Below are 15,760 nucleotides of genomic sequence, written 5' to 3'. Positions count from 1 at the left end.
ATATTATTTAATTACGTAAATCACAGATATAGCGGCACGTGTAGGCCCCAAATAATTACGGCTCTCTTTCCGGATACGTTTACCACATTCTTTGCAGGGATAAACATCGTAGTTAAAACGAGCATATCCTACACCCAGCATTGCTTCCAAACTCCAGCGTGTTGAAAGAAGCCACTGATAACCATAGCTCAATCCGGCTCCCACTACATTTCCCTGACGCCGATAATCACTAAGCCCAAGATAATGAATATCGCCTATATTATACTGTCCATAAAAGGTATGTATTCCCCAAAAATGCCCATTAAAAGATTCACATAGCCAATACCGGAGTTCAGCTTGAACCAACCAATGCTTCATTTTACGGTTACTTGCCCCATACCCATTTTTACTCAACGGAAAAGGATTATAGGCTCCCCATAAATCGACTGTCAACCGGGGATAAATTCCCCACTCCAAACCAATATTTGGAGCCTGCATCACACCACCATACAACAAATTTGTTTTTATTGCTATATCTTGCGCGTTTACCAAGAAACTTTTTGTCAGGAAAAGCATAAAGAGAAGTATGCTCACTTTACTTTTTATATATCTATCCATATTACAGTGTTTTGTTTGAGACTTTGTTGCATCTCTATTTCATGATAGAGAACAAACAAAACATATCAAGTATAAACCACTGATTATAAATCAATTATACCCACATGTAATATGTTTCTGTTCCATTATAATATATTATGAATGCGAAACAGGTAAATTTAAGATAAAATTCTGATATTTAACCCATTAGAAATATGGATACTGAAACGGTTGTGAAACATACAAGCCAAACGAATTGAATAATTACATTTTTTAAGAAGATATTTATGCAAAACGAACTACTGTATATTGAGGAGCATCTTTCGTGTCAAAACTACATGACGACTATCAATACCGGATTTAAATATATTGAGTTTTCCGAAGATACCGAATTCGGGGAAAATAAAGCAAATAAGAATTATTTGTTATTTTTTCTCAAAGGTGATTTTACGATGAGTTGCAATCAATTTCATAATAGAACCCTTCAAGCCGGAGATATGATCCTGATTCCACGTTCATCACATTTCAAAGGAACGACAACAGGGAAAGCGAGTGTACTATCGATGTTTTTCGATAGTCCGGAATGGTATTGTGATAAAATAGTATTTCATTCATTATTAAAGTTTTGTAGCAATAAGGAATATGAATTTGAACCAGTAAAAATTCGATATCCATTAACTTCTTTTTTAGAATTGCTGACTTGTTATATCAAAAACGGAATGAGTTGTTCACATCTGCACGACCTAATGCAGCGGGAGTTCTTTTTTTTACTACGAGGATTTTATAAAAGACAAGAAATTGCTACGTTATTTCATCCTATTATCGGAAAAGAAATGGACTTTAAAGATTTTGTAATACACAACTATACAAAAGTAAGCAATATTGAACAGCTCATTTCACTGTCTAATCTGGGAAGAAGTCGTTTCTTTACCAAATTCAACGAGGCATTTGGGATGACAGCCAAGCAGTGGATGCTGAAACAAAAGAATCAGCAGATTTTGGCAAAAATGACAGAACCGGATATATATATTAAGGATGTTATTGAGGAATTAGGATTTGACTCACAAGTATATTTCAGTCGTTATTGCAAACAACATTTCGGATGTACACCAAGTCAATTAAAAAAGCGCTGTCAAGCTGATAATGAGACGATTGAAAATGAGAAAACCGGAGTTGTACAAAATGAATAAATCATTGTACTTTTTGATAAGTGCTATCTAAAAAAAAAGAGCTTACTTTGCAGCAGATAAATCGCTAGATAAAACAGAGTGCTTTAATTTATCTCTATCATGAAATAGATTATGATGCTGCAAATATAAGCAAAATATTAATGTTACACATCCTTTTCACAAATTATAATACAAAAAATATGCAATTAGGATAAATTGGTCACCATACTATTTACTTTATCAAGTAAGGATACATCGAATTCTTTCAAATAAATGCGTGTCATTTCTTCCGAAGTATGTCCTAAAGCTGCACTAATTACAGAAACCGGTGCACCACAATCACGGGCAAGAGTAGCCCAGGTATGCCGGGCAGTGTAAGTAGTCAAAGGCACTTTAATATCTATCATAGTAGCTATTTTCTTAAGATGCCGATTAATACGCCCCAAAGCCAGACGGTACTGTTTGTATTCTGATTGATATTGACTGTTGAGAATAGGAAATATATATCTCCCTTCTGTTTCATACCTATTCATTATTTCCTTCATCTGAGGAGTTACAGCAATACGGATCAATTGTTTCGACTTATGACGGGAATAAGTCAGTATACCGTTACAGACATTCGATTTTTTCAAAAGTACAATATCTACAAAAGCCATTCCCTGAGCATAGAAGCTGAACAAATACAAATCACAGGCAAACTTCAACTCCGGAGCATTCTTGAACCTAAGGTTTGCGAGGGATTGAAGATTTTCCCGAGTCAGAGCACGTTTCACTGTTTTAGCTGGACGAGTTTGTGCCTTCACAAAGGGGTATTCTCTACGAGGTTGAAAACCATCCATCATAGCCTGATTATACAAAGTTCTCAAATTTCGCAAGTAATAGCTTACCGTATTACCGGTAACTCCACTGCTATACAAGAAATCCTCATATTGCCGGATAAAATGTAAATCAATCACCGAAATCCGAATATCCGTATCATCCAAAAATTTGGCTAATGATGAACGTGTGCTTTTATATGCTGCAGCCATCCCGTCTTTTTTCAGAACCTTTTTTCGTTCAATTTGTGTATCAATATATCGCAGCAAATAAAATTGCTGTTTGGAATTTTCATTAATACACTGTGATAAGATATCTTCCACTGTAAAAGAATCTGTAGTCTGTTCAAGCTGCCGAATCCTTGCATGAATTTTATTCCTCATCTTCCGTAGTTCACGATTCATCTTCGCTACATTTGTAACGGAAAAGGCAGCATCTGTACCATCAAAAATAATCTTTTCTTCCAGTTTGTCAAAAGCCTCCTCTTTTATATGGTACCCTGTATACAATAACTTTTTCCGTCTCTTATGTATTACCTGAAATACTAAAGAGTAACTACCATTATTCAATCTCCTACCCTTATTCAATATTAGCCTAACTGATATTCTCATAATTTCATTTTTTTATTATAGTAAAATTACAAAGTCCACTCGCAAAAACAAGTAACATTATGAAAAGTTTAATAGCTTTACGCAACCTATGAGGATTTTATCCCGTTAACCTATAATACTCTTAATATAGTCCGTCGGGCATACATGATAAAAGTCTTTAAATTTTTTTCTGAAATATTGGGCATCACAATATCCCAGCATACCTGCAATCTCTGAAATATTGAATTGCTGGGAAGCCAGCAGTTTAAGTGCTTTATCCATTTTGAATGAGTAGATGTAATCTTCCGGAGACTTTCCGATGATATCTTTCATCTTACCATAAAAAGCAGTACGGCTCATTCCCATATCGGCACTAAGTTTATCAATCGTATATTTCTCTGTTGAAAGATTCTTGTCTAACATATCATTAACCCTGTCCATAAATAGCAAATCTGCATTTTCCATCTCTTGCTTTATGGGCGCTAGAGGAAAAATGGCATCAGATAGAAAGAGTTTTATCCGTTCTCGTAACGCTATATGGTTTTCAATAAGCATACGGATATCTGCCCTGAGCTTGCAGATACTTTCTGTACGCAATTTCAACCGGTCTGCTCCGCTTCCCAGATGAGAGAGATAGCTTTCATTATCAAAGGAGTTTATTAGCAGAACAACCGGTATCTCCCCTATCATCTTGTCTGCCTTAATCTGAAAACAGAGTGAATCACCACTTGTACCATTTACATTATCATCAATAATGATTGTGTCGGGAATTTGACGAATGATGACAGGTATTAATAAATCTGGATTTTCAAGAACGGAAACCTTATAATATCTCGATAAAGACTTTTTCAGATAATCGCTGAATGGTTTATCCTTCATTACTAACAAGATATGAGGTGCATCCTTCATTTTTAAATATAGTTTTTCACCATCATGATTCCGGGAAAGTTTGACTGAACTACCTTTTGTGTCCATAACCGGATGACTAATGGCAGGACATTCCCTATTTTGACAATGACAATCTGCCGGAATAATAATTCTACATGTAATCGCTTTACCATGTCCATAACCAATCATTTTTCCACCATGCAAACGAATGATTTTTCTAACAGTTCTTAAATCACTATTACTATATATAGATAATCGAGCGGAAATAAAAGAAAACAGGCCCTCGTTTTCCTTTTTTGGCAGCACATTATTACTAATATGTAACTCCCATGCATTCGCAGTATGCGTCACATTAATCGAGACACAACAGCCTGAATCCGTAATCAGAATTATCTTATTCAGAAGATGTTGAAGTGCAGCCGTCATGATATTCTCATTTATCCTACAACTGACGCAATCCGTGCATCCGTTAACTGCCAGTTGTACCTGACGAGTATTTGCATACGCCCGACATTGGTTTACAATAGAAGTGACATAAGCAGAAAGCTCAAGATTAGCAGTTGATGTTTTAGGTCTGATGCTACTGTCGGCTTTATCAAGCATTATAACATTCTGATTACAGTCTATTATACATTCAGTATATCTCAAGACTTCTTCTATTTTTAAGGAAACCGATTCAGGAAGACCACTTGTTTTAATATCTTCCAATTGATTTCTTAATAATATCAACGGTGTATGTATCGAACGAAGCATGCTCGTTGCAATCTTGAGTTTTTCAGATGATTGTAACCGCACATCATACTCTGCTGCAAAATACGCAAGCAGACAGATGAATAGTCCGACACCAAGTCCCTCTACAGGAACTGCATACCCAAGCAGGGATAAATTAGGTAAAATTACATCAACAGCTTGTTTGTTGCTTGCTAAATTGGTTTCACCATCCAAAGGAAGCAAAACCTGGAAACTAAATAATAAGTTCAGGAAAAAGATATTCATACCAACATCAGATTTATTTAATTAATATTTTACACTTTCAGTAAAACACGCCTACTGGCATTTTGACGTATTAAAATCCGATACAAGTATAAACTTTTCAACACCTACTTATGAGGTGGTTTCTAACAAAAACAAAGGGTAATTTCTATCAAAATGGTAATAATACCGTTTGTTACCATAATATTAGCAAATATAGACACGAAAACACATTTTTATCCATTCAGTATACAAATAATATTATTTTTTACTATTAAATAGAGTCATTAAATCACCATACAAGAGTATAAATAAGACAAAATAATAATATATTTTAATTTATATAATCTTGTATATATTTAGAAAACTACATATTTCGTCCGGATACTGTATAGCCCAGCCTCTTATCCGCCGGATTCATAAAAAAACGTGTAAACAGAGTAGTAAAATGATAATAGGCAAAGGGTATCATAGTATTAGAACATTGTCTATTCAGTTGGTCATCTAAATTAAATGTTATGATAAACCTCTTCAAACGGAACTCTGCACCGTTCGCCCCAAATACCTTTATTCCCGTTTCGTATTCCACACGAGATTACCATATTTATTTCAGCTCCATGAGGTAACTTCAATAATCTTTTGAGCCGCCGACTGTCTAAACCTTCCAGGGGGCAAGTATCATAACCTTCATTTGCCATAGCAATCATAAATGTTTGGGCAGCAAGCGCACAGGATTTATGTACTACTACACGTACATCACTTTCTGAAACTTCGAGCATCATGGGACGGAAAATACTGATAATATTAGCCAATAGTACTCTGAAAAACCCTAAAAGCCCCAAGAAGCGGGCATAGACAAACGGCATTAATATCCCGTAGTATAATTTCCTGTCTTTTATACGCTTCTCCTGTCTTTCCGGCGGGCTATTCCGTTGGATATTCCCTACCTCAAAATCCAAAACAAATTTAGCCCGTTCACGGTACAAATCACGACGTGTAACAAATACAACGATTTGTGAAGCTGTTGAAGTTGCTTTCTGATCGAGACAGGCTCTTGAAACCTTTAACATCAATTCCGGTTGTGTTATATGGTAAAACTCCCATAGTTGCATATCCGAACTATTGGGAGCCAGTGTTGCCAATTCCAAACAATGTTTCACTCTTTCTGTATCTATTTGCTTTTCTTTATCATACACCCGCACGGAACGACGGTAATTTAAAACTTCATCTAAATTCATATATTGCCTGAATTAATTGAATAATACTTCGCATGTGCTACAACAAATGCGTATGAGCCTAATATATATTAGAACATAATAAGAAGCAAATTGTATCATTAACCAATGATATTTTAACATTATCTCATTTTACATATTTCAATTTACAAGAAATACTTATCCTCAAAACAAAAACCATTGTAAAAATGCAGCCAAAAGAGGCTTTTTATTATTACGCTTTCTTTTACCCGCTAATTGGGTACAAAAATCCCTTTTAATCGTCCTTTTATAAAAATATAAAAGCAATTGGACAGAAATGAATAAAAAGAGATTAATCGGATATCTGTTTGTAATGGTCTCTGTAAGTTGTATTCATGCACAGGAAAAGAAAGTAGCCACGCAGGAATACAAATTATGGTACGACCGTCCCGCACAGGTATGGACTGAAGCTTTACCCTTGGGGAACGGTCGCCTGGGAGCTATGGTATATGGAACACCAGGCACAGAACAAATACAACTAAACGAAGAAACCATTTGGGCAGGGCGTCCCAACAATAACGCCAATCCGAACGCACTGGAGTATATCCCGAAAGTGCGCGAACTGGTGTTTGCCGGAAAATATCTGGAAGCGCAGACCCTTGCTACAGAAAAAGTAATGGCAAAGACCAATTCGGGTATGCCATATCAAAGTTTCGGTGACCTGCGAATCGCTTTTCCCGGACATACCCGTTATTCCAATTATTACCGGGAATTAAGTTTGGACTCGGCGCGTGCCATCGTCCGCTATGAAGTGGACGGAGTGCAGTATCAGCGTGAAACTATCACTTCATTTACCGACCAGGTGGTAATGGTCAGGCTGACGGCCAACCGTCCCGGACAAATTACTTTCAACACACAACTTACTTCGCCCCACCAAGATGTAATGATTGCTTCCGAAGAGGAGAATTGCGTGACACTTTCCGGAGTGTCTTCCTGGCATGAAGGACTCAAAGGGAAAGTTGAGTTTCAAGGAAGGCTGACCGCACAAAATAAAGGCGGTAAAATAGCATGTGCCGATGGTATTCTTTCCGTCGAAGGGGCTGACGAAGCTACTATCTATGTATCTATTGCCACCAACTTCAACAATTATCTCGACATCACCGCAAATCAAATGGAACGTGCCAAGGCTTACTTGTCTAAATCAATGGCACACCCATTCGCGGAAGCCAAGAAAAACCATATTGATTTCTACCGCAAATACTTGACCAGAGTAACTTTAGATTTAGGTGATGACCACTACAAAGATGTGACGACCGACAAACGGGTAGAGAATTTCAAAGAAACGAATGATGCGCATTTGGTTGCCACTTATTTCCAGTTCGGACGTTACTTGCTGATTTGTTCTTCCCAACCGGGCGGACAACCGGCTAACCTGCAAGGTATCTGGAACGACAAACTATTCCCTTCATGGGATAGCAAATATACCTGCAATATCAACTTGGAGATGAATTACTGGCCTTCGGAAGTTACAAACCTGAGCGAACTGAACGAACCTCTTTTCCGACTGATAAAGGAAGTGAGCGAAACAGGAAAGGAAACAGCTAAAATCATGTATGGAGCCAACGGCTGGGTACTACACCACAACACAGATATATGGCGTGTCACAGGTGCAATCGACAAAGCGCCATCAGGTATGTGGCCGAGTGGCGGAGCATGGCTTTGCCGCCATCTTTGGGAACGCTATCTATACACAGGAGATGTCGATTTCCTGCGTTCTGTTTATCCCATACTTAAAGAATCGGGACGTTTCTTTGATGAAATCATGGTAAAAGAGCCTGTACACGGTTGGCTGGTAGTCTGCCCCAGTAACTCACCGGAGAATGTACATTCCGGCAGTAATGGCAAAGCAACGACAGCCGCCGGATGCACAATGGACAATCAATTGATTTTCGATCTTTGGACGGCTATTGTTTCGGCATCCGAAATACTGGATACTGATAAAGAATTTGCCACTCACCTGTCGCAACGTCTCAAGGAAATGGCCCCCATGCAAGTGGGACATTGGGGACAGTTACAAGAATGGATGTTCGATTGGGACGATCCGAATGATGTACACCGTCATGTATCCCATCTTTACGGGCTATTCCCCAGCAATCAGATTTCCCCTTATCGCACTCCCGAATTATTCGATGCCGCACGCACTTCGCTCATTCATCGCGGAGATCCTTCGACCGGCTGGAGCATGGGATGGAAAGTGTGTCTTTGGGCACGTCTGCTTGACGGCAACCATGCCTACAAACTGATTACAGACCAGCTAACCCTTGTACGCAACGAAAAGAAAAAAGGCGGCACCTACCCTAACCTGTTCGATGCGCACCCGCCTTTCCAAATTGACGGAAACTTCGGTTGTGCCGCAGGAATCGCAGAAATGCTGATGCAAAGCTACGATGGTTTTATTTATCTGCTTCCTGCGCTTCCTACTCTTTGGAAAGAGGGTTCTATCAAAGGAATTATTGCCCGTGGTGGTTTTGAGCTCGACTTGAGTTGGAAAAACGGGAAAGTAAGCCGTTTGGTCATAAGATCCCACAAAGGCGGCAACTGTCGCCTGCGCTCGCTCCACCCGTTGACAGGCAAAGGACTGAAACGTGCCAAAGGAGAAAACACAAATCCTCTCTACGCTGTTCCTGCCATTCCCGAACCATTAATCAACGAAAAAGCCAACCTGAATAAAGTGGTGGTTGCAGACACCTACTTATATGACCTGCCCACCAAAGCAGGACAAGAATATATATTGACCGGTAAATAATAACTCAACCGATATGAACAGAAACTTATTAAAACTGATTGTCGCTTGCGGAGCTGCTTGTTTTATCGCATGCACGGCACCTCAGAAAGCAGAGACAGAAAAGTGGAGTGAACGCATGGCACGCTCCGAAATGAAACGTTTTCCCGAACCCTGGATGATTGAGAAAGCCAAGAAACCACGCTGGGGATACACCCACGGTCTTGTGGTAAAATCCATGCTCGAAGAATGGAAACATACGGGCGACAGCGCCTACTATGATTATGCCAAAATCTATGCTGACAGCCTGATTGATGCCGACGGGCGTATCAAAACCATGAAATATCTTTCATTCAACATTGATAATGTCAACGGTGGCAAGATTCTTTTCGACCTTTACGCACAGACTGGAGACGAACGTTACAAGATTGCCATGGATACCTTACGCAAACAAATGGCGGAACAACCCCGCACAAGCGAAGGCGGATTCTGGCACAAACTGAGATACCCGCACCAAATGTGGCTGGACGGAATTTTTATGGCTTCCCCATACTTGGTTCAATACGGCGCTACTTTTGATGAACCGGGCTTATTTGACGAAGCCGTGAAGCAGATTCTTCTCATAAACCGCAAGACTTATGATTCCGCAACCGGACTTTATTATCACGGTTGGGACGAGAGCCGTGAACAGAAATGGGCAAATCCCGAAACGGGCTGCTCTCCTAACTTCTGGAGCCGCAGTATCGGATGGTACGGAGCCGCCATTGTTGATGTGCTCGATTATCTTCCAGAGGAAACTTCCGGACGCGACAGTGTGATGCAGATTCTTCAGGGACTAACCAAGACACTGGTGAAATATCAAGATCCTCAATCGGGCACCTGGTATCAAGTGACCGATCAGGGAGCACGCGAAGGCAATTATCTGGAATCTTCGGCAACAGCACTATTCGTCTATACACTTGCCAAAGCTATCAATAAAGGATACATCGGGAAAGAATATATTGAACCCACACAAAAAGCCTTCAATGGTATGGTCAATACATTCACCTGTCTTGAAGAAGACGGCAGCTACACAATCACCAACTGTTGCGCGGTTGCCGGATTGGGTGGAGACTCTAAAAGATACCGTGACGGCTCATTCGAATATTATATCAGTGAACCGATTATCGAGAACGATCCGAAGTCGGTAGGCTCATTCATTCTGGCTGCTATCGAGTATGAGAAAATGATAGAGCAAAAATAATATTCAGGCATGGATTACACGGATTACGCTGTTGCTATATGCAACCAAATTTCTAGAAACCGTGAAATCCGTGTAATCCGTGCCTGAAATCCGGAATCTGAAAAGATTAGTATAATAAACTAAAAACGATAAAAAACAATGAGAAAATTCAAGATTCTTCCTCTTTTGTTGCTGCTATTGACACTGGCTACTTCGGCCGCAGCACAAAAGAAAACACAAAAGACGTATATCCCCTGGGACAATGGCAAGCTCGTCGTTTCCGAAGAAGGACGCTATCTGAAACACGAAAACGGCACTCCTTTTTTCTGGCTCGGAGAAACAGGGTGGCTGCTTCCCGAACGATTGAACCGTGACGAAGCCGAATATTATCTGGAACAATGCAAACGTCGCGGATACAACGTGATTCAGGTTCAGACTTTAAATAATGTGCCATCCATGAATATCTACGGACAATATTCCATGATAGACGGATACAACTTCAAGAATATCAACCAGAAAGGCGTATATGGTTACTGGGATCATATGGATTACATCATTCGTACAGCAGCCAGAAAGGGACAATATATCGGTATGGTCTGTATATGGGGAAGCCCCGTGAACCGTGGCGAAATGACTGTAGAGCAAGCGAAAGCCTATGGCAAGTTCCTGGCAGAACGTTATAAAGACGAACCGAACATTATCTGGTTTATCGGCGGGGATATTCGCGGTGATGTGAAAACAGCCGAATGGGAAGCATTGGCAACCACTATCAAGGCAATCGACAAAAATCACCTGATGACTTTCCACCCGCGCGGCAGAACGACCTCGGCAACCTGGTTCAACAACGCTCCGTGGCTGGATTTCAATATGTTCCAAAGCGGGCACCGTCGTTACGGACAACGTTTCGGTGACGGTGACTATCCTATCGAAGAGAATACGGAAGAAGATAACTGGCGTTTCGTAGAACGCAGTATGGCCATGAAACCGATGAAACCAGTTATCGACGGAGAGCCTATCTATGAAGAAATCCCTCATGGTCTGCATGACGAAAATGAACTGTTATGGAAAGATTATGATGTACGCCGCTATGCTTATTGGTCTGTATTTGCAGGTTCTTTCGGACATACATACGGTCATAACTCTATCATGCAGTTTATCAAGCCGGGTGTAGGCGGTGCCTATGGAGCCAAGAAACCCTGGTATGATGCTTTGAACGACCCGGGCTTTAACCAAATGAAATATCTGAAAAACCTGATGCTGACTTTCCCGTTCTTCGAACGCGTACCGGATCAGTCCATTATCGCAGGTCAGAACGGAGAGCGTTACGACCGTGCCATCGCTACACGCGGTAATGATTATCTGATGGTATACAATTATACCGGACGTCCGATGGAAGTTGATTTCAGCAAAATCAGCGGTGCTAAAAAGAATGCCTGGTGGTACACAACCAAAGACGGCAAACTGGAATATATCGGTGAATTTGATAACGGCATCCATAAATTCCAGCACGATAGCGGTTATTGCAGCGGAAACGATCATGTACTGATTGTTGTAGACAGCAATAAAGACTATCTGAACAAAGATTGGACAGAGCTTCCACTCTCTTTATATAATTAACGCTCATGAATAAAAGAATATTTATATTATCTATATTTTCTCTCCTGTTCTTTGCGGGTTCGCTATATGCAGCCATTGGCGTAGCCGACCTGCGGACAGAGCAGTTGAAGAATCCATTAGGTATTGACACGCGCCAGCCCCGACTAGGTTGGCGCATCGAATCGGATGAACAGAATGTGGTACAAACAGCGTATCACATTCTTGTCGCATCTTCCCCCGAGCTATTGGCACAGGGAAAAGGCAATTGTTGGGATTCGGGAAAAGTAGAAACGGATGCATCCCAATGGATTACTTACCGGGGAAAATCATTAAAACGCAATGCCCCCTACTACTGGAAAGTGAAAGTATATACCAACAAAGGTGAAGCAGACTGGAGCACTCCGGCTTTTTGGACTATGGGATTGCTCAACGAAGCAGACTGGCAAGGTCAGTGGATTGGTTTGGATCGTGCCGCTCCCGGTGATAGTGAAACCCAATGGAGCCGCCTGGCAGCCCGTTACCTTCGCAAAGAATTTGCTTTGAACAAGGAAGTGAAACGCGCAACGATACACATTGCCGGAATGGGACTTTACGAATTGTTTATCAACGGACAGCGTATTGGTGAACAGGTATTGGCGCCCGCTCCCACCGACTACCGGAAAATGATCTTATACAATACCTACGATGTCACTTCACAACTTCAGAAAAAGAACGCAATAGGCGTTACCCTGGGCAATGGACGCTTCTATACCATGCGGCAGAATTATAAACCGTACAAGATACCGACATTCGGTTATCCCAAACTCCGGCTGAACCTGATTGTGGAATATACGGACGGCAGCAAAGAAACGGTTTCCACAAATACTTCGTGGAAATTGACTACCGAAGGCCCCATTCGCAGCAACAACGAATATGACGGTGAAGAATATGATGCCCGCAAGGAACTGGGAAACTGGACACAAAACGGATACGATGACAAGAATTGGATGCCTGCCCAGCGCATAAGTATTCCTTCGGGAACATTGCGCGCCCAAATGATGCCGGGAATGAAAGTCATGGATACGTTGAAACCCGCTTCTATCAAAAAGTTTGGTGACAAATACATTTTGGACTTTGGCCAGAATATGGCAGGTTGGGTACGTTTCCGCATTAAGGGACAGGCGGGTGACAGTATTCGTCTCCGCTTCGCGGAAACTTTGCAAGCTAATGGGGAACTCTTTACCAAGAATTTGCGTGATGCACGTTCTACAGATATATATATTATAAGCGGACACGAAGCAAAAGATGCCACTTGGGCACCCCGTTTTATTTATCATGGTTTCCGTTATGTAGAAGTTGACGGTTATCCGGGCGCGAAAGCTGAGGATTTTGTAGCCGAAGTAGTGGAAGATGAAATGGAACATACAGGTTCCTTCAGTTGTTCCGACGAGACTTTGAACAAGATTGTCCGTAATGCGTTTTGGAGTATCCGGAGCAATTATAAAGGCATGCCGGTAGATTGCCCCCAACGCAATGAACGCCAACCCTGGCTAGGTGATCGCACCATGGGATGCTGGGGAGAAAGTATGCTGTTCGATAATCATGCCATGTACACCAAATGGGCACGTGACATCTGCGAAGCACAACGTGAGGATGGTTGTATCCCTGACGTAGCTCCGGCTTATTGGAACTATTACTCGGATAATGTGACCTGGCCTACTGCCCTGCCTATGGCTTGCGATATGCTTTTCACCAATTTCGGAGACAAACGCCCGATAGAAGAGAACTATCCGGCTATCAAGAAATGGGTGTCCCATATTCGTGAATACTACATGACAGAGGATTACATTATCACCAAAGACAAATATGGTGACTGGTGTGTTCCGCCCGAATCATTGGAACTCATCCACAGCAAAGACCCTTCCCGCAAAACGGACGGTTCACTAATCGCCACAGCTTATTATCTGAAAGTGTTGCAACTGATGCATCGTTTTGCAAGCCTGCAAGGATTGAAGAATGATGCGGAGGAATGGGAAGACTTGGAACATCGCATGAAAGACGCGTTCAATACCCGCTTCCTGCATATAAAAGAAGGAACTTCCCTTGTGCCGGGGCATACACTATACCCGGACAGCATCTACTATGGCAATAATACAGTTACTGCCAATATCCTGCCGCTTGCTTTCGGTCTGGTTCCTAAAAACTATATCAAAGAAGTAGCTAAAAATGCCGTAACTTCCATTATTACAACCAACAAAGGACATATCAGTACCGGAGTAATCGGTGTACAATGGCTGTTACGTGAATTAAGCCGTCGCGGTCATGCCGATGTGGCTTACTTGCTTGCCACCAACAAGACATATCCTTCTTGGGGATATATGGTTGAGAAGAGTGCTACTACCATTTGGGAGTTATGGAACGGTGATACGGCAAATCCCGAAATGAACAGTGGAAACCATGTGATGCTCTTAGGCGACTTATTGCCCTGGTGCTTCAATAATCTGGCAGGTATCCGTGCCGACCGTTGGAAATCCGGTTATAAACATATTGTCTTTCAGCCGGCTTTTGAAGTACAAGAGTTAAGCAATGTAGACGCATCCTATATGAGCATCTACGGAAAGATAACCAGCCGATGGAGCAAAACACCCACACATCTCGAATGGGACATTGAACTTCCCGCCAATACAACGGGCGAAGTACATCTACCGGATGGACGAAAAGAGAAGATAGGTTCGGGAAAGTATCATTTCAGTGTAGATATACCTACTAAGAATACAGCTATCCTAAGTGATGAATTTCTATACGAAAAAACTTCTTTCCCCGAATGTCATGGAGCTACCATTGTAGAGATGAAGAACGGTGACCTTGTAGCCTCTTTTTTTGGCGGGACAAAAGAACGTAATCCCGACTGTTGTATCTGGGTATGCCGCAAACCGAAAGGCGCTAAAGAGTGGACTGCCCCACAACTTGCTGCTGACGGGGTATTTTCACTCAAAGATTCACAGGCTGTCTTGGCGGGAATTGATTCTACCTGTACACCAGTAAAGGATGCAAAAGGAAAATTGATTGCCCGTCGGAAAGCCTGCTGGAATCCGGTACTTTTTCAAGTTCCCGGTGGTGATTTGATTCTGTTCTACAAAATAGGTCTGAAAGTAAGCGACTGGACAGGATGGTTGGTTCGTTCACGTGACGGTGGAAAGACATGGAGCAAACGTGAACCTCTGCCGAAAGATTTTCTAGGCCCTATCAAGAATAAGCCGGAATATATCAACGGACGTATTATCTGCCCTTCCAGTACGGAAGGCAGTAATGGCTGGCGTGTTCACTTTGAGATTTCCGATGATAAGGGTAAGACCTGGAAGATGGTAGGCCCGTTGGATGCAGAATTATCCGTACCTACTCAAAACCGTAAAAAAGGGGGGATAAATACAGATGACCAGGAAGGTGGAGAAGCTATCAAGGGAGAAGGCGAAAAACCTATTTATGCCATACAACCCAGCATCCTGAAACATAAGGACGGAAGACTGCAAGTACTTTGCCGTACACGTAACGCACAGATTGCGACTGCCTGGAGTAACGATAACGGAGATACATGGGGCAAAGTTACATTGCTTGATGTTCCGAATAATAATTCCGGCACGGATGCTGTGACGATGAAAGATGGCAGACATGTGCTTATCTATAACAACTTCTCTACGCTACCTGGAACTCCGAAAGGGCCTCGTACTCCGCTCTGCATAGCTGTATCGGAAGATGGAATCAACTGGAAGCCTGTTCTCACATTGGAAGATAGTCCGATCAGCCAATATTCTTATCCCAGCATTATTCAGGGTAAGGATGGGAAATTACATGCTGTTTATACCTGGCGCCGCCAACGAATCAAATATGCAGAAATAGATCCGGCTAAGTTTTAAATATCGAACAATCATTCATAGCAAATCGACCGCTCCTTTTGGTTAAAAGAAGCGGTCGAT

At 41.6% G+C, this 15,760-nt stretch carries 9 protein-coding genes; 5 read left to right on the top strand and 4 right to left on the bottom strand.

Annotated features, from left to right (window positions below; translation table 11 throughout):
• Window positions 1-3 precede the first annotated feature (3 nt).
• On the bottom strand, window positions 4-597 hold the full coding sequence (locus ACGHVY_RS06900; RefSeq protein WP_390598014.1) for a DUF3575 domain-containing protein: 594 nt from the start codon (window positions 595-597) through the stop codon (window positions 4-6).
• Between the two features lie 266 nt (window positions 598-863).
• Between ACGHVY_RS06900 and ACGHVY_RS06895 the strand changes: the two genes are divergently transcribed.
• Window positions 864-1,766, top strand: a complete 903-nt coding sequence (locus ACGHVY_RS06895; protein WP_390598012.1) for a helix-turn-helix transcriptional regulator — start codon at window positions 864-866, stop codon at window positions 1,764-1,766.
• Window positions 1,767-1,951: 185 nt separating this feature from the next.
• On the opposite strand, the gene ACGHVY_RS06890 is transcribed toward ACGHVY_RS06895, so the two are convergent.
• The 3 genes from ACGHVY_RS06890 to ACGHVY_RS06880 all read right to left on the bottom strand — a co-directional run bounded on the left by ACGHVY_RS06890 (window position 1,952) and on the right by ACGHVY_RS06880 (window position 6,249).
• A complete protein-coding gene (locus ACGHVY_RS06890) occupies window positions 1,952-3,172 on the bottom strand; it encodes a phage integrase SAM-like domain-containing protein (protein ID WP_390598010.1) in 1,221 nt (406 codons plus the stop codon).
• Between the two features lie 105 nt (window positions 3,173-3,277).
• Window positions 3,278-5,035, bottom strand: coding sequence for a helix-turn-helix domain-containing protein (locus ACGHVY_RS06885; protein WP_390598009.1), 1,758 nt, complete (start codon window positions 5,033-5,035; stop codon window positions 3,278-3,280).
• Between the two features lie 485 nt (window positions 5,036-5,520).
• Window positions 5,521-6,249, bottom strand: a complete 729-nt coding sequence (locus tag ACGHVY_RS06880) for a nitroreductase family protein (RefSeq protein ID WP_390598008.1) — start codon at window positions 6,247-6,249, stop codon at window positions 5,521-5,523.
• Window positions 6,250-6,544: 295 nt separating this feature from the next.
• On the opposite strand from ACGHVY_RS06880, the gene ACGHVY_RS06875 reads away from it, so the two are divergent.
• The 4 genes from ACGHVY_RS06875 to ACGHVY_RS06860 all read left to right on the top strand — a co-directional run bounded on the left by ACGHVY_RS06875 (window position 6,545) and on the right by ACGHVY_RS06860 (window position 15,700).
• Window positions 6,545-9,013, top strand: a complete 2,469-nt coding sequence (locus ACGHVY_RS06875; protein WP_390598007.1) for a glycosyl hydrolase family 95 catalytic domain-containing protein — start codon at window positions 6,545-6,547, stop codon at window positions 9,011-9,013.
• A gap of 13 nt (window positions 9,014-9,026) precedes the next feature.
• Entirely contained in the window at window positions 9,027-10,232 is a 1,206-nt protein-coding gene (locus ACGHVY_RS06870) for a glycoside hydrolase family 105 protein (protein WP_390598005.1), read from the top strand.
• Between the two features lie 138 nt (window positions 10,233-10,370).
• A complete protein-coding gene (locus tag ACGHVY_RS06865; RefSeq protein ID WP_390598003.1) occupies window positions 10,371-11,828 on the top strand; it encodes a glycoside hydrolase family 140 protein in 1,458 nt (485 codons plus the stop codon).
• 5 nt (window positions 11,829-11,833) lie between these two features.
• On the top strand, window positions 11,834-15,700 hold the full coding sequence (locus ACGHVY_RS06860; protein ID WP_390598001.1) for a family 78 glycoside hydrolase catalytic domain: 3,867 nt from the start codon (window positions 11,834-11,836) through the stop codon (window positions 15,698-15,700).
• The last annotated feature ends 60 nt before the right edge of the window (window positions 15,701-15,760 follow it).

This window comes from Bacteroides sp. f07 (genome assembly GCF_042854785.1).
Lineage (GTDB): Bacteria > Bacteroidota > Bacteroidia > Bacteroidales > Bacteroidaceae > Bacteroides.
The sequence above is the reverse complement of the archived record's forward strand: the minus strand, read 5'-3'. Positions and strand labels throughout refer to the sequence as shown.